This window comes from Reyranella sp. GW821-FHT14A01 (assembly GCF_058803965.1).
Map to the genome: position 1 here is coordinate 1 of NZ_JBXAPM010000031.1, position 23,138 is coordinate 23,138.

Annotated in this window: 10 protein-coding genes; 8 read left to right on the forward strand and 2 right to left on the reverse strand. The window is 66.6% G+C overall.

Features of this window, described 5'->3' with window-relative positions; translation table 11 throughout:
• Positions 1–165: 165 nt before the first annotated feature.
• Complete coding sequence (locus AC1ROX_RS30890) at positions 166–1,647, forward strand: TRIC cation channel family protein (RefSeq protein WP_493132668.1); 1,482 nt, start codon at positions 166–168, stop codon at positions 1,645–1,647.
• A gap of 64 nt (positions 1,648–1,711) precedes the next feature.
• The gene (locus AC1ROX_RS30895) at positions 1,712–3,973 is read left to right on the forward strand and encodes an arylsulfatase (RefSeq protein WP_493132670.1); all 2,262 of its coding nucleotides are present in this window, start codon (positions 1,712–1,714) and stop codon (positions 3,971–3,973) included.
• Between the two features lie 36 nt (positions 3,974–4,009).
• On the opposite strand, the gene AC1ROX_RS30900 is transcribed toward AC1ROX_RS30895, so the two are convergent.
• The gene (locus tag AC1ROX_RS30900; protein ID WP_493132672.1) at positions 4,010–4,588 is read right to left on the reverse strand and encodes a hypothetical protein; all 579 of its coding nucleotides are present in this window, start codon (positions 4,586–4,588) and stop codon (positions 4,010–4,012) included.
• Positions 4,589–4,785: 197 nt separating this feature from the next.
• Here AC1ROX_RS30900 and AC1ROX_RS30905 point away from each other — a divergent pair, with 197 nt between their 5' ends.
• The 5 genes from AC1ROX_RS30905 to AC1ROX_RS30925 all read left to right on the forward strand — a co-directional run bounded on the left by AC1ROX_RS30905 (position 4,786) and on the right by AC1ROX_RS30925 (position 11,845).
• Complete coding sequence (locus AC1ROX_RS30905) at positions 4,786–5,217, forward strand: hypothetical protein (RefSeq protein ID WP_493132673.1); 432 nt, start codon at positions 4,786–4,788, stop codon at positions 5,215–5,217.
• Between the two features lie 41 nt (positions 5,218–5,258).
• A complete protein-coding gene (locus AC1ROX_RS30910) occupies positions 5,259–5,711 on the forward strand; it encodes a hypothetical protein (RefSeq protein WP_493132675.1) in 453 nt (150 codons plus the stop codon).
• A gap of 77 nt (positions 5,712–5,788) precedes the next feature.
• Complete coding sequence (locus tag AC1ROX_RS30915; RefSeq protein WP_493132677.1) at positions 5,789–7,036, forward strand: NHLP bacteriocin system secretion protein; 1,248 nt, start codon at positions 5,789–5,791, stop codon at positions 7,034–7,036.
• A complete protein-coding gene (locus AC1ROX_RS30920; protein ID WP_493132679.1) occupies positions 7,033–9,216 on the forward strand; it encodes an NHLP family bacteriocin export ABC transporter peptidase/permease/ATPase subunit in 2,184 nt (727 codons plus the stop codon). The genes AC1ROX_RS30915 and AC1ROX_RS30920 overlap by 4 nt, the downstream gene beginning before the upstream one ends.
• Entirely contained in the window at positions 9,206–11,845 is a 2,640-nt protein-coding gene (locus AC1ROX_RS30925) for an NHLP bacteriocin export ABC transporter permease/ATPase subunit (RefSeq protein WP_493132680.1), read from the forward strand. The genes AC1ROX_RS30920 and AC1ROX_RS30925 overlap by 11 nt, the downstream gene beginning before the upstream one ends.
• 4 nt (positions 11,846–11,849) lie before the next feature.
• On the opposite strand, the gene AC1ROX_RS30930 is transcribed toward AC1ROX_RS30925, so the two are convergent.
• Positions 11,850–12,455, reverse strand: coding sequence for a helix-turn-helix domain-containing protein (locus AC1ROX_RS30930; protein WP_493132682.1), 606 nt, complete (start codon positions 12,453–12,455; stop codon positions 11,850–11,852).
• Between the two features lie 232 nt (positions 12,456–12,687).
• Between AC1ROX_RS30930 and AC1ROX_RS30935 the strand changes: the two genes are divergently transcribed.
• Positions 12,688–23,076: an FG-GAP-like repeat-containing protein gene (locus tag AC1ROX_RS30935; protein WP_493132684.1), complete on the forward strand. Its 10,389-nt coding sequence runs from the start codon at positions 12,688–12,690 to the stop codon at positions 23,074–23,076.
• Positions 23,077–23,138: the final 62 nt, after the last annotated feature.

The following is a 23,138-nucleotide window of genomic DNA, read 5'->3' on the forward strand; positions in this document are numbered from 1 at the left end:
TAACCTGAAGGTCGTAGGTTCAAATCCTGCCCCCGCAACCAAGCTTACAAAAGCCGTTCTCGAAAGAGGACGGCTTTGCTGCGTTCAGGCTCCGCCACTGCTTTCCGTTTCGCGTGCGCCGAAGCTCGTGCCAACCTCCTCTGGAGCACAGACCGGGGAGGGGCTTTGCTTCGCGTATTCCTTTGGGGCGTCGTCGCCGCCATCGCTTTCGTCGGGCCGGCCGCGGCCCGTGAACCTGGCAACGGCGGCGGGATTCTCCGCGCCGCCTGGGTGTCGACCGGGATCGGGCTCATCGGCCCGACGATCGATTTCAGCGGCGTGGACACTCCTGTCGACCTTCTAATCCTCCAGGAGGCGGGCCGGCGGGCTCACCTGGGGATCGTGATCCTCCCCATGGCGCGCGCGGCGGCCGAATCCGCCCTCGCGGAAGGCGGGATCGATCTGCTTCTTCCGGATGCCGTGGCTCGCGAATCCGTCTCCATCCCCTATCGGGTGGAGGACGATGTGTTGCTGTGCGCGCGCGGCTTGCCGGCGCTCACCGGCAAGGGAACCGCCGCCCTAGAGGAAGCTTATGGTCGCGGCTGGCGGATCGGGTTCGTCCGCGAGGCGCCTTATCGCGCAGACATTGCGACCTTCATGATGAGCGGCGCGCTGGCCGACCGGACTTCGTATTTCGGCGATGCGAGCCTGGCGACCGGTGCTGTCGTCGCGGGCGCCATCGACTGCGTGGCCGCCCGCCGCCTGTCCATCCTTTCCTCTCTCGGTGCGGCGCCGGGAAGCGAGTCGTTCGTTGCCCGGAAGGCCGTCGACTTGGGAGACACCGAGCTTCGACTGCGGTTCGCCAAGGGGATGGCGCCCGGGACGATCGCGGCGCTCGACAGCGCCCTGGCCTCGCTCCGGAAGAACGGCACCATCGCCGAGCTGGAAGAGCGGGCCGCCCGGGCCGTCCTGCTCAGTTTCGCCATCTCGACCTGGTGGTTCTCCTTCCTCGATATCGCCGGGACGATCGCCTTCGCTTTGTCCGGCGTTTTGATCGCCCGCGCAGAACGTTTCTCCTTTCTCGGGGCGTTCGTGCTCGCCGGCTTGCCCGCGGTCGGCGGCGGCGTGGTCCGGGATCTTCTGCTCGGCCGCAGCCCGATCGGCATCCTGGGCGACCCGCAGTCGCTTTTCCTCATTCTGGGCACCGTCGTCGTCTCGTACGTGGCCATCATTGCCGCGCAAAAGATCGGAATCGGCGAATCGGGGCGCGTGCGCGCGGTGACGAACGTTCTCCGGCCGAAGATGGTTCTCGAAGTCACCGATGCGCTGGGGCTTGCGGCTTTCACGGTCATCGGTGTGGTCGTTGCCGTTCGCTCCGGCGCAGAGCCGCTCTGGCTGTGGGGACCGCTGGCTGCGGGCCTCGGCGGTGCGGGAGGAGGAATCCTGCGTGACCTCCTGCGGAGCGGTTACGACAACCCCGCCTTGCGCACGTCGTTCTACGCCGAGGTCTGCGTTCTGTGGGGCGCGCTTCTCACGCTGGCGATCATTCATTTCCTGCAGACCGATCAGCCGGCACTGGTCCGCATCGCTGTTGGCGTCACCGTCCTCGGCGGATTTGTGACGCGCATGGCCGTCGTCGCCTACGGGATCCGCAGTCCGCGCTTCTGAGCGATTGCGCCGGGCGCCGTACAAGGTAGTTTCTCGGCGGCGGCAAAAACCTGAAAGAAGAGCCATGAACAAGTCACTCTCGGGCGAAGAATTCGGCGGAGTCATCGGCCGTACGATCGAGGAGTCGACGCCCTGGTGGCCGCCGGCGAAGTTCAAGCAAGGCGCACCCGACGTGGTCCTCGTGGTGCTGGACGATGCGGGATTTGCGCATCTCGGCTGCTATGGCTCGACCATCGAGACGCCGAACATCGACGCCCTCGCGGCGAAGGGGCTGCGGTTCACCGGCTTCCATACCACCGCGCTCTGTTCGCCGACCCGCGCCTGCCTGATGACCGGCCGCAACCATCATGCGGTGGGCATGAGAGCCGTCTCCAATTTCGACACCGGCTTCCCCAACATGCGCGGCGCCGTTCCGCGCAGCTCGGCGACCTTGGCGGAGATCCTGCGCGACAGCGGCTACGCGACCTTCGCCGCGGGCAAGTGGCACCTGGCGCCGATGTCGGAATGTTCGGCCGCGGGCCCGTTCACGAACTGGCCCCTGCAGAAGGGGTTCGATCGCTATTACGGCTTCCTTCAGGGTGAGACCGACCAGTTCTTTCCCGAACTCACGATGGACAACTACTTCGTTGATCCGCCGGCCGGTCCCGCGGACGGCTATCATGTGTCGGAAGACATCGTCGACCGTTCGGCCGGCATGATCCGCGATCTCGTTTCACTGGTGCCCGAGCGGCCGTTCTTCCTCTATCTCGCCTTTGGCGCCATGCACGCGCCGCACCAGGCGCCCCAGAGCTATCTCGACAAGTATCGCGGGCGCTTCGACGCGGGCTGGGACGTGGCGCGCGAGGAGTGGTTCGCGCGCCAGAAGGCGATGGGCATCGTGCCTGAGCAGACCAAGCTCGCCCCTCACAATCCCGGCGTGAAACCCTGGAGCGAGCTCAGCGCGGACGAGCGTGCCTTCGCCGCCCGGTTGCAGGAAGCTTTCGCGGCGATGCTGGACCATACGGATGCCCAGGTCGGCCGGCTGATCGAATTCCTGAAGTCGATCGGCCGCTGGGACAACACGCTGTTCGTGTTCCTGTCGGACAACGGTGCCAGCCAGGAAGGCGGCGCCACCGGCGTGATGCACGAGGCCAAGTTTTTCAACATGATCCCCGAAGACATCGCCGAGGCCGTTACGCGGCTCGATGACATCGGCGGCCCCGCCAGCCACAGCAACATTCCCTGGGGGTGGGCGCAGGCGGGCAACACGCCACTCAAATGGTACAAGCAGAACGCGCATGGCGGCGGCGTGCGCGATCCCCTGCTCGTTCATTGGCCGGCCCGGCTGAAGGATGCCGCCGGCCTGCGCCATCAGTTCTGCCATGCCATCGACATTGCCCCCACCGTGCTGGAAGCGCTTGGCATCGCGACACCCGCGGTGGTTGCGGGTGTGCCGCAGATGCCCATTCACGGCGTAAGCCTCCTATCTGCTTTCGACGATGCGAGTGCACGGATCGACAGGGGCGCGCAGTATTTCGAGATGCTCGGGCATCGAGGCATCTGGCGCGACGGCTGGAAGGCCGTCAGCCACCACAGGAGCGGCCAGCCTTTCGATGCCGACCGCTGGGAGCTGTACAATCTCGTTCCGGATTTTTCCGAATGCGACGATCTTGCCGCTCAGGAGCCGGCGCGCCTCAAGGAGATGATCGATCTCTGGTGGGCCGAGGCGGATAAGCATGGGGTGCTGCCGCTCGACGACCGCGGGGCGTTCGCGCTGTTCCGCGCCTCCCAGAGGCCCGGGCTTCCCACAACACGCGGTCGTTTCGTCTATCTTCCACCGATCTCCCATGTCCTCGCCGACAACTGCCCGCCGACGGCGCGCGGCTGGACCACCGCGGTCGAGCTTGACCACCCCTCAAACAGCGGTGACGGGGCGCTGGTCGCACGCGGCAGTCTCAACAGCGGATTCGTCCTGTACCTGAAGGGCGGTGTGCCGGTGTTCGACTACAACGATTTCCACCGGCACACGCGTATCCTCGGCGATATGCCATTGACGCCCGGTCGCCACGAGATCGGCCTGCGGGTCGAGCGCACGCGAGATGGCGGTGCTGACGTGTCGCTGTCGGTCGATGGAACCCAGGTGGCGGCGGGCCACTTGCCCAGGTTGCTGTTCATCATCTCGACGCAAGGCATGGACATCGGCCGCAGCCTGTCGCCGGTGAACGCCGACTATGCGGCGCCCTTCGCCTACACGGGAAAGATCGAGCGCGTGGTGTTCGAGGTGCCGCGCGCTGTGCCGGCCGGCGAAGTGAAGGCGCAGGCGCGGACGGAGATGTCCCGGCAGTAAGGCGAGGCCCGCGCGGAGAGTTATTCCTCCGCGGAGCTACCCGCTCCGGGAGCCGGTGCTGCGCCGGTTCCTGGCCGGCGGGGCCCAGCGCACCACGCCTTGTTCGAGGCATTCGTTCATGAAGCGCACGGTCTGCTCGATGCCGCGGGCGAAGGCGGCCTGGTGGTGCGATTGCTGCAGCACGCCCGGATTGATGACATAACGGAAACGCTTCTTCTCGACGATGACACCGAGTTCCAGCAGGCGCTTCAACTTGCGCCGGACCGTCTCGCGGGGAATGCCCGAGGCACTCGAAATCGACGTCGCATTGATCGCACGCTGGTTCTCGATGCCGATCACGCTGTCGAAGGTCGCGTGCTTCTCCCGGAACGCTGCATCGCGCAGGCCTGGCTCTATGGCACTGGTGCCGACCAGCTCGGCGACCAGCGCGAGGTCGAGGTCGCCCTCGTAGAGCCCACGCCGCTCGCGCTCGATACGGTGCAGGTAATTGCCGATCATGTAGATGAAGAGACGGGAGATTCCACCGTCGCCGGTGGCAAGCGTAAGTCGTCCTTCGACTGGAACCGCCGTCGCGCGTTGCTGCGCCGGTCGGGCTTCCTTTGCGCTGCGCGACATCCGTCGATCCTGTTCTCGCTTTTCAGTTCGCCCATTCTGGGCGATCGGTCGCCGAAGTCCAGCGGGGTTGTGTTTGACAGTTCGATGAGCGCGCGGCGCGAAACGACGAGCAATGCGCCCATATTGGGCGTTCCGACGATTGCTACTTCTTGGTGAAGAAATTAGATCGACGTGGATCTTGCAAAGGAGGAGCGCCCATGTCGCTCGACAGCTTTGTCAATCATGTGCGCGGTATCCAACTTGGAACCGAAGCCTTCAACACGTTTCTTTCGTCGACGGAAAGCAAGGAGTCGCTCCAGCGGTATGCGCAGAGCCTCGGATGCACGCTGACGCCCGAGGAACAGGACCAGATCCTCTCGTTGCGGGAGAGCGTCTATGCCTCTGCCGAGAAGGTGAAGGGCCAAGCCCTGCCCGATGCTGTGCTGGAGGGAATCGCGGGCGGTAGTGCGGCCGCTTGGGGCGCTGTGGCTCTCGGAGCCCTCGCAGGCATTGGTGGCCTCCTGGCTGTGACAGTCTTGGCGCCGGTAGCGGTTGGTTTTGCCGTGGGCGCAATGGTCGTCGGGACCGCAACCGGACTAGGCGGTGCGGTCGGTGCCGGTCTCGGTGCCATTGTGGATGCATTGAGCTGATCAGGGTCGTTTGAAACGGGACTTCATCGAAGGAGAGAAACATGTCTATTGCAACATTCACCGAGTTTGCGAACAAGATAGAGCTGTCATCCCCGGACTTCGTCGAGCTGGCAAAGAGCGTTACCAACCCGTCGGACCTCGTTGCCTATGCTCAGAAGCAGGGGATCGAGCTGAGCACGGAAGAGGCCACTGAAGTGATCGAGACCGGCAAGCGGCAACTGGAAGCCGCCGGAATCGGGCCGCTTTCCGAGGACCAGCTGGAAAACGTGAACGGCGGTGGATTTCTGGGCATCCTCGCGGGCGTCGGTGCAGCCGTTGGGGTCATCGGTGCTGCAGTTCTATTTGCCCCGGTGGTCGTGCCCTTCCTTCTCGGAACCGGAGTCTTGGGGACGACCGCCGGCTTCGCCCTCGGGACGACGGCTGTGATGGCGACCGCGGGCGCCGGTGTGGGTGCCGTCGTCGGTGGCATCGTCGATCTCATCAAAGGCGAGTGAACGGGCGCGTTGCGCTGGCGAAGATCTTGCCAGGCCAAGGCCCGATGCACTCTGAATAAGGAAGCGGAGAGCGATCGTTGAGTGGGCTCTTCCGCCGAGAAGCCCTCGAGCGTCTGTTCAGCCTCAACCAGCTGGACCAGGCGCTCAAGGTGACGCCACCCCTCGGATGGGTGGCGCTTTGCACCGCCGCCGCCATCATCGCCGGCTGCGCCGTGTGGTCGGTATTCGGAACCTATCGGGTCACCGTATCGGGACTCGGGCTGCTGGTTCGCGAGAACGGCGCCTTCGTCAATATCTATGCGCCGAAGTCAGGCTGGCTGGAGAGCTATCCCAATCGCGGCGACAGCGTCGAGACAGGCCAGCTCATCGCCCGGCTGTCGTCGCCGGAGGAGGAGGGGCGCCTCACCGACGCGACCGGTCGTGTCGAGCAGTTGAAGCAGCAGCGGGCCGATCTCGTCGCCCGCTTCGCCGGGCGGCTTGCTAACGAGGAGCGCGTCGCCCAGCGCCGGCGCGAGGCACTCGAAGAGGTCATCGAGCTGGATCAGGCCCGGGTGCGCGACCTTCAGACGCTGCTCGAGGCACGTGAGGGCCTGCAGGCGCGCAATCTCATACCCACCGATCGGGTCCTGGAGGCGCGCGAACGCCTGTTCGCAGCGCGCGAATCGATCTCCAAGGCCCATGCCGACCTTCTGTCCCTCGACGCCTCGCTGCTGACGCTCCAATCCCAGCATGCCCAGGAACTCGAGTCGCTGGAGCGGCAGCTGCGCGACAGCGAAGGCCAGCGCACACAGATAGGGCTAGTCCAGAATCTAGCCACGACCATCCATTCGCGCGTGTCGGGGATGGTTGTCCTCGACGAAGTTACGGGTTTTGCCCTCGTGAGCGCAGGCCAGAGACTTCTGGTCATCGAGACCGGCGACGACCGGCTCGAGGTCCTGCTCTACGTGCCGGCGGAGGCCGGCAAGCAGGTCCGCCCCGGCATGGAGGCGCGCCTGTCGCCCTCCTTCGCCAAGAAGGAGGAGTACGGCTCGCTCGTGGGCAGGGTCGTCAAGGTCGATAGCCTGCCGCAGACCGAGGCGGCCCTCGCCGAACGCATCAGCAACAGGGACCTTGCCCGCCAGTTCACGCGCCAGGGCGCGCCGCTCCAGGTGGAGATCCTGCTGGAGAAAGGCCCCTCCGGCCCCATGAGTTATGACTGGACGTCGCAGCGCGGCCAGGAGGTCCAGCTGACCTCGGGGACGCTGCTCGAGGGCCAGGTGACCGTGCGCACCGGGCGTCCGATCGATCTCGTCATCCCCGCCCTCCGCCGCTGGCTCGGCCTGTGACGGAGCGCCAGCAGTTTCCGCCGGTCGCACGGGCCTCGGTGCCGACGGTCCTGCAGATGGAGGCCGTCGAATGCGGCGCGGCGTGCCTCGCCATGATCCTTGCCTATTACGGCCGCTGGGTACCGCTCGAGGATCTGCGGCTCGCCTGTGGCGTGTCGCGCGACGGCAGCAAGGCGAAGAACGTCCTGCTCGTCGCGCGCTCGTTCGGATTGAAGGCCGAGGGCTGGCGCGTCGAGCCTGCGACTCTCGCGCAGCGGCGCCTGCCGGCCATCCTCTTCTGGGACTTCAACCACTTCGTCGTCCTCGAGGGGATCGGCCGCCGGAAGGTCTATCTCAACGACCCGGCCACCGGGCCACGCACGGTGAGCCACGAGGAGTTCAACACCTCCTTCACCGGCGTCATGCTGGTGCTGGAGCCGGGGCCGGATTTCCAGCAGGGCGGCACGAAGCCGCGCGTCTGGGGGCCCGTGATCGACCTTCTGGCGAATTCGAAGGCGGCGATCCTCTTTCTCATCATCGCCGGCATCGCCGCGCTCCTGCCGGCCATCTTCGTGCCGGCCGCGACCAAGATCTTCGTCGACGACATCCTCGTAGACGATCTGCGCGACTGGCTGCGGCCACTCCTGTTCGGGCTCGTCTTCGCCGCCGTCCTGCGGGGGTTGTTGAGCTGGCTCGAAGGGCGCACGCTGGCGCGGCTGCAGTGGAAGCTCGGCATGGCGCTCGGCGTCGGCCTCACCTGGCGCGTCCTGAGGTTGCCGCCGCGCTTCTTCGCGCAGCGCTATGCCGGCGACGTCGCCATGCGGCTGCAGTCTGCGGAGAGTATCTGCGCCCTCATCAGCAAGCAGGCCTCCACGCTCTTCGTCTCCGGCCTCGCTGTCCTGTTCTATGCCTGGCTGATGATGCTTTACGATCCGCTGCTCGCGGCCATCGGTATCGTCCTCGCCGGACTGAACGCGGTCTTCGCCAAGGCGGTCGCGCGGCGGCAGGAGAATGCCGCGCGCGGCTTGCTGCGCGAGCAGGCAGGCCTCGCCACGGTCGCCATCAACGGCATCCAATCGATCGAGACCCTGAAGGCCAACGCATTGGAGGCCGATTTCTTCGCCCGCCGGGCGGGTAAGCAGGCGCGCGTGCTGAACGCTCTCCAGGCGATGCAGGCGCAGATCCAGTACCTGAACCTCGTTCCGGGCATGCTCAACGCCATCGCGGTTGCGGCCATCCTCGGCGTCGGCGGTCTCCGGGTGATGGACGGCCTCATCACGGTCGGCACGCTCGCGGCTTTCCAGACCATGCTCGCCAGCTTCTCCGGCCATGTCACGGCACTTGTCGGAATCGCCTCCAGCACGCGCGAGCTGCGTGGCAACCTCGAGCGCGTCAGCGACGTGATGCGCTATCCCCTCGACAAGAGGTGGGAGGAGCGGGTCGCCGAGACTGTGCAGGACGGAGAAAGCGAACCGGCACGGCTGTCCGGCGCCGTCGCCGTGCGCGGCCTCGTGTTCGGCTACAATCCACTCTCGCCGCCGTTGATCGACGGCTTCGACCTGACCGTCACCCCGGGCGCGCGCATCGCGCTCGTCGGCCGCTCCGGCAGCGGCAAGTCGACCATCGCCCGCATGATCGTGGGCCTTGCCGAACCATGGTCCGGCGAGGTGCTGTACGATGGACGGCCCGCCGGTGCCCTTCGTCCGGCGGTGCTCGCCTCGTCGCTGGGCTTCGTCGACCAGGACATCGTGCTGATGGAGGGCACGGTGCGGCAGAACCTGACGCTGTGGGACACCGGCGTCAGTGAGGCGCGCCTCGTCGGCGCCGCCCGGGATGCCGAGATCCACGACGTCATTGCAAGCCGTCGCGGCGGCTATGACGGGATGGTCGACGAGGGGGCGGGCAACTGGTCGGGCGGTCAGGCCCAGCGGCTGGAGATTGCCCGCGCGCTCGTACACGAGCCCGCCATTCTGGTGTTCGACGAGGCGACTTCGGCACTCGATGCCGAAACCGAAGCGCGCATCCTGGAGAACCTTCGGCGGCGCGGCTGTTCGCTCATTCTCGTCACGCATCGCTTGAGTGCCATACGCGACAGCGACGAGATCATCGTGCTCGACCAGGGCAAGGTCGTCGAGCGCGGGACCCATGAAGAACTCTGGGCAGCCGGCGGGGCTTATGCGGAACTGATCCGTGCCGGTTGAAACCGCCGAGAACACCGCCGATGGGCGCGCCGGCGAAATCGGCGGCGGTCCCGTCACGCTGGGCGCGACGGCCGTGCTCGTCGAAACCGGGGCGCTCGATGTCTATCTGGCCGATCCTGGCCGGGCCGGCAGCCGTCGCCATGTGCTCACGATCCCGGCCGGCGAGGCTTTTTTCCAGGTTCCGAAATCGCCCGACTTCGTCCTGCTCGGCTTTCCGGCCCTGGAGGGAACGCGCGTTCGGAGCCTGGACGTCGCGTCGTTGGCGCAACGGCTCGATGCCGGCGACAAGCAGGCCCGTGAGCTTGCCGAAGCCTGGATGGGGCGGATGGACCGCGTTTTCGCTCCGACGACCGGGAAAGCGACGACTCCGAACGGCGACGGCGCCCCGGCCGAGGCGTTCCTTACCTATCCCTATCGCATCGCGCGCGCGATCGAAGCCTCTTTGCGAACGGAGAACGACGAAGCGGCGACACGCGCGGCCGAGGCTCCGGAGAAGCAGCGCCTCCTCATCCTGAAACCCTTTCTCGGCCTCCTGTCCGACGACCGGCGCGCCGCGCCAGTCGATCCGAAGGATCCTCTCGCTTCGGCCTTCCGGCAGGTGGCGGCGGCGAACGGCGTCGCGCTGGCGGACGACGTCTTCGACACCTGCCCGCCGAACGAAGCGGCGACGCCGGCCAACCGGCTTGCCGCCTTCGCCCACGCGGCGAAGCTGCGGCTATGGCCGGTGCGGCTGACGTCAGGCTGGCGGCGCAGGGGCGGCCAGCATCTCATCGTCTTCCGCGCCGACGGTCTGCCGCTTGCCGCCGTGGCGCGCACCGGCTGGCGTTCCGGATACGACACCTTCGCTCCGGATGGATCGCCCTCGACGGAACGCGGTGAGCTTTACCGTGAGCAGGCCTATGTCTTGCAGCGCGCCTTTCCGGACGAGCCGATCACCGGCCGCGGCATGCTGCGCTTTTCGGCGAGGCTTGCCTGGCCGCTTGCCGCCCCGGCCCTGACCATCGCGCTGGTCATCGGCCTGCTCGGCCTCGTCACGCCGCTGGGTACCGAGATCCTGTACGATACGGTCATACCTTCCAGCTCGCCGAGCATGCTCCTGCAGCTCGTCTTCGGACTGGCCGCGCTCGGCCTCGGCGCAAGCGTCTTCGGGCTGGTGCGCAGCTTCCTGCTGATGCGCATGACGACGCTCGTGAATGTCGATCTCGAAGGTGCGACCTGGGACCGATTGCTGCGCTTGCCCGCGGAGTTCTTCCGCCGCTACACGGTCGGCGACCTCGCGCTCCGCGCCGACGCCGTCAACCAGATGCGCGACACGATCAGCGGCGCCGTGCTGAACACGCTTCTGTCGTCGGTGTTCTCGATCGTGAGCTTCGGCCTGCTGATCTACTATAGCTGGAAGCTCGCCGCCGTAGCGCTCGCGGTCGTCGTCATCGAGGTCCTGATCACCGTCCTCGTGAGCCTGATGACGGTGACGCTCAACAGGCAGGCTCTGGCCACCGAGGGCCGGTTGCAGTCGCTGTCGCTCCAGACGATCACCGCCATCGGCAAGCTCAAGGTCGCCGGCGCGGAGGCGCGCGCCTTCGCGCGCTGGGCTCCCTTGTTCATGGCACGCCGCGACATCGATCTCCGGCGGCGGCGCCTGTCGGTGGCCTTGGACGCGTCGGGTGCCTTTCTCCATATCATTTCCATAGGCGCGCTCATCTGGATGGTGGGTTTTGGCGGAGTCGAGATCGGCATTGCCGAATTCGTCGCCTTCAATGCCGCCTTCGGCCAGTTCCTGTCAGCGGCCCTGGCACTTGCCGGCGTGGTTCCGGCATTGCGCGCCCTCGGGCCGCTCTACGAACGCGCCACGCCGCTGCTGCAGGCGCTCCCGGAGGATCAGGGGCGAACCACCGATCCCGGCGTCCTGCGCGGCGACGTCGAGCTCAACAACATCGTCTTCCGCTACGAAGCCGAGGGTCCTGCGATCCTAAACGGGGTGAGCCTGCGCGCCAGGCCGGGCGAGTTCATCGCCATCGTCGGCCCTTCGGGAGCCGGCAAGTCGTCGCTGCTGCGCCTCATGCTGGGCTTCGAGAAGCCCACCAGCGGCGCCGTCTTCTTCGATCACCAGGACGCCGCGCTCATCGACATGCACGCGGTGCGTCGGCAGATGGGCGTGGTGCTGCAGAACGACCACGCTGCGACCGGCTCGCTCCTCGAAAACATTGTCGGCAACACCATGCTGACCGAGCCGGACGCCTGGGAAGCGGCCCGCATTGCCGGCCTCGACGAGGACATTCGCCGGATGCCGATGGGAATGCACACCTTCGTCGGCGAGAATGCCATGCTGCTGTCGGGCGGCCAGCGCCAGCGCCTGCTCATCGCGCGCGCGGTGGTGAGGCGGCCGCGCCTCATCCTGTTCGACGAGGCGAGCAGCGCCCTCGACAATCGCAGCCAGCAGGTCGTCGGCGAGCGTCTCGCCCATCTCGAAGCGACGCGCATCGTGATCGCCCACCGCCTGTCGACCGTCGAGGCGGCCGACCGGATCTACGTGCTCGAAGCCGGCCGGGTCGTGGAGGAGGGCACTTACCCGGAATTGATGCAGCGGAATGGGGCTTTCGCGGCGCTGGCACGGCGGCAGATGGCGTGACTTGTCAGGATTGAGCGGTCGCTGTTCCAGGGCCCGCAGCGCCGGCTGAAGGGACCCATTTGAGAAAGCCTTGTTCGAGCATGTCGTTCATGAACAAGGCCATCTGATTGAAGGCATGCTCCAGGACCATGCGCCGGTCCGCTATCTGCAGCATGCCCGGTGTCACGACGTAGCGGGCGCGTCCCTTCTGAACGATGTATCCCAGCGTGATCAGGCGCTTCAGCTTGCGGCGGACGGTCTCGCGCGGGATGCCTGTCGCGGCGGCGATCGACGCCGCGTTGACCGCACGCTGGCCGTCGACGCCGATGACAGTGTCGAAGCTGCTGTACTGCCCGCGGAATATCGCGTCCCGCATGCCAGGCTCGATGGCGATCAAGCCAATGGCCTCGGCGATGCGCGCCAGGTCGAGGTCGCCGAAGCAGAGCTTGCAGCGGTCGCGCTCGATGCGGTGAAGGAAATTTCCCGCGAGGAAGGCGATGAGGCGGGAGTTGGCTTGCGAATCGATCAGGACCAGACGCCCACCCGGCCGTATCCGTGTCGCCCGTGGACTCGGCAGAGCATCCTCTTCGTCCTTCTGCTTCTTTGTTTTGCTCTTCGATTGCTTGGCCATGCTGTCTCCAGACGGTTTTGTTACGCGGTGCTCATTTCGGGCAGGCTTCCGGTTGAGAGCCCACTTGTCGCCTCTAGTGTGCGCCGCGACGGCGACGATGCAGTGAACTGGCGATGGACGCCATTCGCGCGACCACTTGAAGCAGGCTTGCAATCCTATTGATAGCCGACCTGCAACAGCAGCGCGCTAATCGCGATGCAGAGCGCTGACGACGAGTGATGGAGTTGCAGAGATGGCGACGTTTGGCCAAGCCGCCCCGGCAGTAGCTGTCGATCCCAGCACGGGCTTGACGCACATGGTCTGGAACCAGGATGGCCAGGTCTGGTCGGCCTATTACGATCCCGTGGCCAAGCATTGGGTCGATGCCGCCGCCATTCCCGGCTCGGTCAGCGGCCAGAGTCTCCAACTCAACGCCAATGTCGGCATGCTCGGCGCGGACGGCAACGTCACGAGCGGCCTGATCGCCACCTGGACGAATGGCGACGGCAACGAAGCCGAAGTCAACGGCGCGGTGGCCTTGTCGTCGCCGCTCGGCGGCTACCAGTGGAGCCAGCCGATCGGTCTCACCGACGACAATCTCGAGGATTCGAACCTGCAGGTCGCCGTCACCGATGACGGCAGGGTCACCATCGTGACCCACAAGATCGACGCCGACGATCCGCAGGCCCAGGGGCACCTGTCGACCTCGACGCTGACGCTCCATCAGCAGGACCTCACCTTCGATGGTGGTCCGCGGGCTGCGTACGTCCTGGGCGCCGACCTGCCATACGGCGTGGGATTCAATCCGAGCGGCACCTACGTCCAGAACTTCAACTTCGACGTTGGATACAAATACAAGGGCTCGCAGGGTCTGCTTCCCGGCGGCTTTCCGCTCCTCGGCGGCACGAGTACCCAGTTCGAGTTCGATCTCCGTTTCCGTGGCGGCTACCAGGAGATGGATCCCTCGCTCGCCGGCTTTGGCCCCTACACGTCCCTGGCATTGGCCAGGTTCGAAGCCAAGATGGGCTGGAAGTTCTTCGACATGCTCACCCTCGCGGGATACGTGCAGGGTCTCGGGGCGTATGGCGGCGACACCGGCGACTTCTGGGAGTTGAAGGGAGCCCGTCTCAACGTCGGCCTCCAGGCCAAGCTCGAGTATCCGCTGTGGGGCTCCTACGAGCTGTGGCCCGGCATGAGCAAGAACGGCGGCATCAGCCTCAGCGGCGGCTGGGTGTTCGACCTGCGCATCCAGTGGAACAACCTCTGGCGGGACGATTCGACGTCGAGCGGGGAGCTGGGCGATGTGCCCGAGTTTGCCACCTTGGTGCGGGAGGACGGCAGCCCGGCGGTCGTCGGCGACGATCCTTCGCAGCTCCATTGGCAGATCGAACCGCTCAAGTTCTTCAACGCGATCTTCCCGTCGGGCGACAGCGCGACGGCGGAGGATGTCGGCACGAACCTGACGCATCACACGCAGTGGCAGATCAGCCCCGGTCCCGGATTGTGGGCGCAGGCCAAGATCTCCAAGTCCATCAGCGCCAAGGCGACCGGAATCATCTACGTCGACTTCAACTCGACGGACGGCAGCGCACTTTCCTATAGCGACCTTCGCCTGCGGGTCGATGCCGAAGCGACCCTCGGCTCCCTGACGTTGCGGTTCCGCTACGAGAACAACTTCCTCAAGCCGACGGGCACGGAGCTCGAGGGGCAGCCCGTCAATCGAGCCTATGCCGGTGAGCTGGAGTACGCACCGCGTCCCACCGGCGGCGTGATGATGGCCCCCGGCGCCGTTGCCGGAAGCGCCGGCGCCGGCGCGGTCCCGCACTCCCTGACGAAGCTGGCCGACGGCACGATGGTCATGGTGTGGGTCCAGGATGCGCCCAACGACAGCGGCCATCTGACCGACATTGCCGCGTCGTTCTCGACCGACGGCGGCACGACCTGGAGTACGCCGACCATCCTGCCGGGCAGCGACGGCCTTAACCTCGACCCGGTGGTCGCGGTGGACGGCCAGGGTCGCGTGGTCGTGGCCTGGAACAACGCCGACGATTCCAATCTCGCCAACACGCCGCCCGGCCACGCCTATGTCGTGTTCGGCGGAAGCAATCTCGCCGGCATGGGCACGCTGGAGCTCGACGCACTCAACGGTCATAACGGCTTCGTCCTCACGGGCGGCACGCCGCTCAGCGGCATCGGTTCAGCCGTGAGCGGGGCCGGCGATCTCAACGGCGACGGCGTGGCCGACTTTGTCGTGGGCGCGCCCGATGCGCTGGTCGATTCCGGCGAGGCCTATGTCGTGTTCGGCAAGGCGGGCCTCGGCGCCAGCGGCTCGATCGACGTTTCGACGCTCGACGGCACCAACGGCTTCATCGTCAAAGGGGCGTCGTTCAGCCAGCTGGGCACCAGCGTGCACCGTGCCGGCGACGTCAACGGCGACGGCTTCGACGACCTCATCGTCGGCGCGCCCGGCGCGGGCGACGGCACCACCGACGGCGACGGCTCGGCCTATGTGATCCTGGGCCACAGCGGCGGCTTCGGCACCAACGGCATCGTCGATGTCAGCCAGCTCAATGGCAGCAACGGCTTCAGCCTGGGGACCGGCGTGCGGTACGACGGCGTCGGCACGAGCGTCGGCGGCGGTGCCGATCTCAACGGCGACGGCCGGGCCGACATGGTGATCGGCGCGCCGGGCGTCAGCGGCGGCAACGGCGCCTACTACGTCGTCTACGGCGCCCCGACCCTGGGCAGCAGCGGCAAGGTCGACCTGTCCTCGCTGGACGGCAGCAACGGCGTCGAGATCATCTACAGCAACAACCAGGCCGGCCAGTCGACGCAGGTGCCGCTCGGTGATGCGGCCAGCCTGACCGGCGACCTGAACGGCGACGGCGAGGCCGATCTCATCCTGGCGACCGAGGGCCAGGCCTTCGTGGTGTTCGGCGGCAGCGAGCTGGGGACGAATGGCACGCTCGACCTCTACCAGCCCGGTGACACGAAGGTCCTGACGATCGACGGCACCCAGCTCGTGGGCTTCGGCTCCTTCGCGGTGAGCCAGGCGGGCGACGTGAACGGCGACGGCTTCCAGGACCTGATCGTCGGCGTGGCCGAATCGATGGTGGACGGCGAGACGGTGCCGGGCAGCAGCTATGTCATCTTCGGCAGCGCCGACCTTCAGGACAGCACGATCCTGGCGCTCGAGGACCTCGACGGCAGCAACGGCTTCGCGATCGAGGGCGCCGGAACCGCGGTGAGCGGCGGCGCCGACCTCAACCAGGACGGCTTTGCCGACCTGGTGCTCGGCGATCCGGCGGCGTCGGTGGGCGACAAGGACATGGCCGGCAAGGCCTATGTCCTGTTCGGCAGCGCCACCCTGGGCGCATCCGGCACGGTCGACATTACAACGCTGCCCGCCGGCTCGCTGCTGCAGCTGAATGGCGCCCAGGCCGACGATTCCGCGGGCGCCGCCGTCAAGAGCATCACGGACGTGAACGGTGACGGCATTCCCGACCTGATCATCGGCGCACCGCAGACCATCAACCAGACCGACCTCGACGATGCGCTGGCCGCTCTGCAGACGGAATACGCCGTGCTCAGCGGTGGCGTATGGTCTGCCGCGTCGGCCATTGCCGGCGTGGAGCTGGGCCCCAAGACGCAGAGCAACCTGCAGGCGCTGAGCGACGGCAGCCTGCTGCTGGTCTGGGTGGCGGACAGCCCGGCCGACGACGGCCAGCAACAGGTCCATGGCGTCTTCTGGAACGGCTCCTGGGGCACGCCCTTCGTGATCGCCACGGGCATCGTCTCGGAGTCCTATCAGCCGCGCATCGTGGAGATCGGCAGCGACCTGACGGTGATCTGGAGCGAAGTGGTGCCGGACGCCACGGAGTCCAACAACGACGCGCTGCAGATCAACTCGAGCACCTACGACGGCACCACTTGGTCGGCGCCGGCCGCCGCCACCATCGCGTCCGCCCTGATCCCGACGCAGGTCTATTCCGACAACCAGCAACTGGTGGTGCGTCACGGCGCCGATAGCGCCAGCATGCTCCGGGTCGCAGACGCGGCGGTTCGCGAGCAGGACGATACGGTGCAGGTGCGTGTCACGCGCACCGGCGATCTTTCCAAGGCGCTCACCGTGAACTACGCCACGAAGGACGGCAGCGCGACCGCCGGAAGCGACTACCAGGCGCTGGCCGGCACGGTCACCTTCGCCGCCGGCGAAAGCGAGCGGCTGATCGAGATCGACATCGAGGATGACAGCGTCGCCGAACGCCGCGGCGAGACGTTCGACCTGCGTGTCTGGAGCGGCGCCGACGATGCGTTCCTTGCCCACGGTGCCGTCCGGCTGGATGGGCCTGCGGAAGTGCGGGCGACCGTCACCATCATCGATGACGAGCCGACCCAGCTGGCGGCGATCGGCAGCGGCTTCGTGCTGGAGACCGATGCCAACAAGAGCGTCGGCCAGTCGGTCGCGGCGGCGGGCGACGTCAACGGCGACGGCATCGCCGACTTCCTGATCGGCGGCCCCGGCGGCAACGGCGGGGCGGGCAAGGTCTATGTCCTGTACGGCTCGCACAGCATCGGCACCGCCGACGCCAATCTCGACGTCGACACGCTGAACGGCACCAACGGCACGGTCCTGAACGGGACCATCGCGCAGGGCCAGATGGGCATGTCGCTCACGGCCGCGGATTTCGACAAGGACGGCAAGAGCGACATCGCCATCGGCGCACCGCAGATGGCCAACAATCTCGCGGCGCCCGGCGGTGCCGTCTATGTCGTGCACGGCAACAGCGTCAGCGGCGCGTCGAAGACTCTCGACAACACCACGGCCAAGGAGCTCACCTCCACGACCCAGTATTCGCTGGTCGGCTCCGCGCTCGCCAGCGGCGACGTCAACGGCGACGGCACCGTCGACCTGGTCGTCGGCGCCCCCGGCCTCAACAAGGTGTTCGTGGTCTACGGGCAGGCGCTGGCCGGCACCGGCACCCTCAATCTCGAGACGATGACCGCAGCCCAGGGCTTCGAGCTGACGAACGGCACGGGCTTCGCGGGAGCGTCGCTGGCCGTGGCCGATCTCGACGGCGACGGCAGGGACGACATCCTGGTCGGCGCACCCAATGCCAACCCGGTCGACGCGGGCGACGACGATATCCGCGGCATGGGCGGCCAGGTCTATGTCGTGTTCGGCGGCAGCGGGATCGGCGCGACCGACCTGTCGACGCTGAACGGCACCAACGGCGTCGTCCTGCAGGGCCAGCATTATCTCACCGACAGCGACGATCCCGACAATCCCGATTTCACCTTTGCCGATTCGGCGGGCGCCTCGGTCGCCTACGCCGGCGACATCAACGGCGACGGCAAGGACGACGTCATCATCGGCGCGCCGCATCTTTCGCCCGATGCCGTGCCGTCGCTGGGCGGCGCCTATGTGCTGTTCGGCGGCAGCTCCTGGCGGGGCAACGGCGGCACCTATCAACTCGCGAATGTGAACGGTACCAACGGCTTCGTCGCGAACGGCGTACCGGCGGGCTCCGATTCGGCGAGCGGCGGCGCCGGCATGGCCGTCAGTTCGGCGGGCGACCTGAACGGCGACGGCCTTGCCGATCTGCTGGTGGGCGCACCGACTCTCAATACCCAGGGCGACAACTCCAACACCGGTCAGGTGTCGGTGCTGTTCGGCACGAGGAATTGGCAGCCGTTCCTCGACGGCAACAGCCTCGACCTCTCGAGCGTCCCGCTCGACTCGCGCGTCTTCTCCTTCAACGGCACGGTGCTCACCGGCAATACCGGCGTAGCGATTGCCAATGCGGGCGACGTCAATGGCGACGGCCAGCCCGACATTCTGATCGGCGGCCCGACGGCGGGACAGGCCTATGTCAGCTTCGGCCGTCCCTGGATGGGGCCGGGCGGCAGCCTCGACGTTTCCAAGCTCCGTTCCGACACCGGCTTCGTTTATTCGCCCGGCGGCTCTGAAGTGGCGGCCGTGCGATCGGCCGGCGATCTCAACGGCGACGGCTACACCGACATGCTGGTGGCGCAAGCGGGGCCAGGCGGCACGTCGAGCGGCCAGTTCGACATCGTGTTCGGCAGCGATCCGCAGACGGGCCTGGCGCCCTTGCCGGCGCTGTCGGTGCAGACCAGTGCGGCCGGCCAGATCACCGGCAGCCAGACCGTGGGCCACGGCGACTTCAACGGCGACGGTATCGCCGACCTGGTCGTCGCCACCAACAGCACCACCTCCGGCCGCTTCGCCACCATCGTGTTCGGCACGACCGACAACACGCTGTGGACCGAGACCGGCAACAGCGTGGACCTTGCCGACCTGCTGGAGACGCATGGCGGCGTCACCATCGACAACACCGACTTCGACAGCGTCTCCTTCAGCGTCGTGGGCGCTTCCGACGTCAACGGCGACGGCTACGACGATCTCATCGTCAGCAGCGGCAATTCCTATCCCTTCGTCCTGTTCGGGCAGGGCGACTGGGACGTCGGGACGACGAGTGCGCTGACGGTGCCGGAGGCCGTGGACGGCGAGAGCGGCTTCCTCATGCGCTCGTCGACCTACTTCAATTCGATGCAGGTCGATAATCTCGGTGACCTCAACGGCGACGGCTATGACGATTTCGGTGTCGTCGGGCAGTCCGCCGAGACGACTCGGGGCTATGTCCTCTTCGGCGCGGCCGGCATTGGCAGCAGCGGCACGATCAATCTCGATATCCTCGATGGTACGACCGGCTTCTCGCTGCAGGGTGGGCAGGAGGCTGCCTCGCCGTCCAACATGGTCACGACCGCCGGCGACATCAACGGCGACGGCTACGGCGACTTCATCGTCTCGTTCGCACAGAAAGGCTTCACGTCGTCGGCCGGTGCGACCTACGTCGTCTTCGGCCGTGCGAATCTGGGCGCTGGCGGCTTGGTCAATCTCGGCGGAATCCCAGTTGGGCAAGGCTTCCACCTGACATCTGTAACGGCGCAGGACCTCGGTTATTCCGTCTCGGCGGCAGGCGACGTCAATGGTGACGGCTTCGGCGATCTGCTGATCGGTTCCCCGTCGGTCAACGGCGACACGGTCGGAAAGAGTTATGTCCTGTTCGGTTCGACGGCCGTCGGGGCTTCCGGCACCGTCAGCGTCGACAATCTGTCGGGTGCGGCCGGCTTCTCCATCGTCGGCGCCAGCAACAACACCTTCTCGGGCTCGAGCGTCGGCGGTCCGGCCGACGTCAACGGCGACGGGTTCAGCGATCTCCTCATCGGTGCGCAGGGCAGCAGTGCTGCGGACGTGTCTGGGGCGGCCTTTGCCCTCTTTGGCGGCGATTTCACCGGCTCGACCAACTATCTCGGCACGGCGGCCGACGACATCCTGCAGGCGACGGTCAAGGCCACCACGGCCAACCCGGTGATCATGAACGGTCGCCAGGGCGACGACATCCTGGAGAGCATCGGCAGCGAGGCGACCAGCCCGAACTCGGTGGTGATGATCGGTGGCGAAGGCGACGACATCCTGGCCATCGGCAGCATGTCGTTCCGTGCGCTCGACGGCGGCACCGGCACCGATACGCTGATGCTCAATCCCTACCTGCTGACGTCGAACAACCTCGACCTTACCAATCCGGACATCGGCGGGCGCATCACCGGCATCGAGACGATCGATCTCGGCGTGGCCAACCGGCTGACGCTGTCGCTGCCGACCTTGCTGCAGATCTCCGATACCACGGACACATGGACGGTAAAGGGCGAACTCAGCAGCGTCGTGGTGCCCATCGACGAGAACTGGGTGAAGGCTGGGTCGCTGGTCGTCGTCGACGGCGTCAACTACGAGAGCTGGAGCTACGAGGGCGCCACCATCCTGCTGGAGCAGGGCAACCTGTTCCGGAAGGCGCTCGCCGGCACCGACGATGCTCCCGACCAGGCGCCTCCCGACGATGCCGTCGTCGGCGACGGCCAGACCTTCTATGTCACCAACACCAATGACAGCGGTGAGGGTTCGCTGAGGCAGGCGATCCTCGATGCCGGCCAGCATGCCGGGCGCGACACCGTCGACCTGACGAAACTGGGCAGCCAGTCCATCCAGCTTGCCAGCAGCCTGCCGACCTTGGGCACAGGCAACGACATCGACTTCGTCGGCAGCAAGCTGGGCGTCCCGACGATCTCGGGTCATCAGATGTTCACGATCAAGGGCGCGAATGTCAGCTTCACCAACATCCATTTCGAGGGCGGGTCGGCCGCGGGCGGAACTGGTTTCAACGGCGGCGGCGGCGGCCTCGGTTCCGGTGCGGCCCTGAACATCCTCAGCGGTTCGGTCGAACTGGAAGCGACCGTCTTCTCCGACAACAAGGCGAAGGGCGGTGGCGTCCAGGGCATTGCCGGCTCGGGCGGCGAGGGTGGCAGGGCCGGTGGTGATGATTCCACGAATGGTGGCGACGCCGCCGGCGGCGGCGGCTATCAGGGCGGTGCCGGTGCCGGTGGTGTGGGCGGCTTGGGCGGCACAGCCAATGACCAGAGCGGCAATCCCGGCGGCAACGGCACCGGCGGCGGCTTCGGCGTCGGCGGCGGCGGCGGCGGCGGCGGCGCGGGCGGAAACGCTTTCCTCTTTGGTACCGACTATGTCGGCGCGAACGGCGGCAATGGCGGTGGCGGCGGGGTGGGGGCCGGCGGCGGCGGTGGCGGCGGCGGCGGCGGCGGCGGTGCCGACTCTGGGAACGATCCGGTCTCCCAGGGATATGGTGGCGGCTCCGGTGGATGGGGCGCTTTCGCGGGGCAACCAGATTATGGCGCTGGCCTAAACCTGGACCGCGACGGCGGCAGTGGCGGCTATGGCGGTGCCGGTGCCGGCCTGGGAGGCGCGATCTTCGTCTACTACGGCGCCAATCTGACCGTCCGGGATTCGACCTTCATCGGCAACTCTGCGACCGGCGGTGTCGCCCCCAATGCCACCAACAGCGGCCAGGGCAAGGGCGGTGCCATCATGGGGTTCACCGGCTCGACCATCGTCGGGTCGAACCTCACCTTCGTTGGCAACCAGGCCAGCGATGCCCAGAGCCATACCTCGTTCTCGGGATACGGCACGTTCCAGGACAACAACGACGTGTACGGCACCATCAATGCGGCCGATCCCAACCCTCAGGCGATCCTTGGCACGAATGGCAGCGATACGCTGCAGGGCACTACCGGACATGACTTCGTAAATGCGGGCGACGGCGACGATACGCTCGACGGCGGCCGCGGCAACGACATGCTGGTCAGTGCCTGGGGACGCGACACCTTCGTGTTTCATGCCGACAGCGGCGCGGACACCGTGGCCGGGTTTACCGGACTGTTCCGCTCACCGTCGGACGCCGTGATCGCCGAGCACGATGTGCTCAAGTTCGAGGGCGCCGGCATGACGGCCCGCAACATGCGGCTGCAGCAGGATGGCTGGGACACGCTCCTCTGGTTCGAGGGTGTGCCCGACTTCCAGCTCAGACTCCTGTATGTCAACCGGCAGAGCCTCGCCAACCTAAGCGCGTCGCTGGGCAATATCCTGTTCGACGGCGAGACGTCCTTCAGCGACTCGTTCGAAGTGTGGGCGGACGGCCAGCAGGGACCGTTGCGGCCGGGTGTCGTGACGTTCCTCGATGACCGGGATCACACGCTCGATGGCTTCGACGGCGTCGACGATGTCGTCTGGGGCGGGGCCGGCAAGGACGTGCTGCACGGCCTGGGCGGCAACGATGACCTGCACGGCGGAGCCGGCGACGATACGCTGGGCGGCGGCGCCGGCGCCGATGTTCTCGATCTCGGCAGCGGCGTGGACACGGTGCGCGATACAGTCGGTGACCTGAACGGCGACGTGATCTCCGGCTTCGGCACTTTCGATACGCTCGACATCATGGGATCGCGTCTCGATCGCAGCGCGTTCACTTTCACCCACGAGATCGGCCAGACACAGGTGGAGGTCGGCACGTCGACCTTCACCCTGGACGGCAACTTCTCCCAGGGTGAATTCATGGCCGTCTCGCGCGGGATCGGCGCGGACGCCCATACGGTGGTGAGCTACCAGCCGTTGCTGCCGACGCTCGGCGAGGGCGTGCGCGTCGACCCGGCCAGGATCAACGGCGTCGCCAACGACTTCTTCCTGACCGGCGACGGCGCCACGGAGTTCAACGTCGAGTTCAGGTCGGCCGTATCGGAGTACTCGAACACGCTCGGCTACTACAAGGTCGGCGCCGACGGCACCATCGACGACGTGCACATCCTGTTCGCCAACACGCGGAACGTCGCCGCGGGCACGCAGAAGCTCGATGTCGGCCCCCTGGCCAACGGGGAGAAGCTCGCCTTCTTCCTGATCCAGGATGGCTTCGACTACTACGGCAACCTGCCGGACAACCTGTCGTTCCGGATGCCGGGCGGCACGAATCCGGCCGACGTCGATGCCGGCATCCCGCCGGTGCTGCACAGCGATACGTTGGGTGACCTCAGCAGCCCGCTGATCTTCCATTCGATCGCCACGATGAACCAGGGCGACATGATCCAGGTCCTCTCGGGCACGTCGCGCGGCGGCCTGGATCTGCACATGGGGTTCGAGGACCTGCCCAGCACGACCGGCGACAACGACTTCCAGGACGTGGTCATCCGGATCTGGACGGAGGATCTGTTGGCCGCTTAGCGGCGCGCCGCTTCATCGAACGAGCAGGGATGCTGCCTCCCGCTCCCACCCGGAGCAGCATC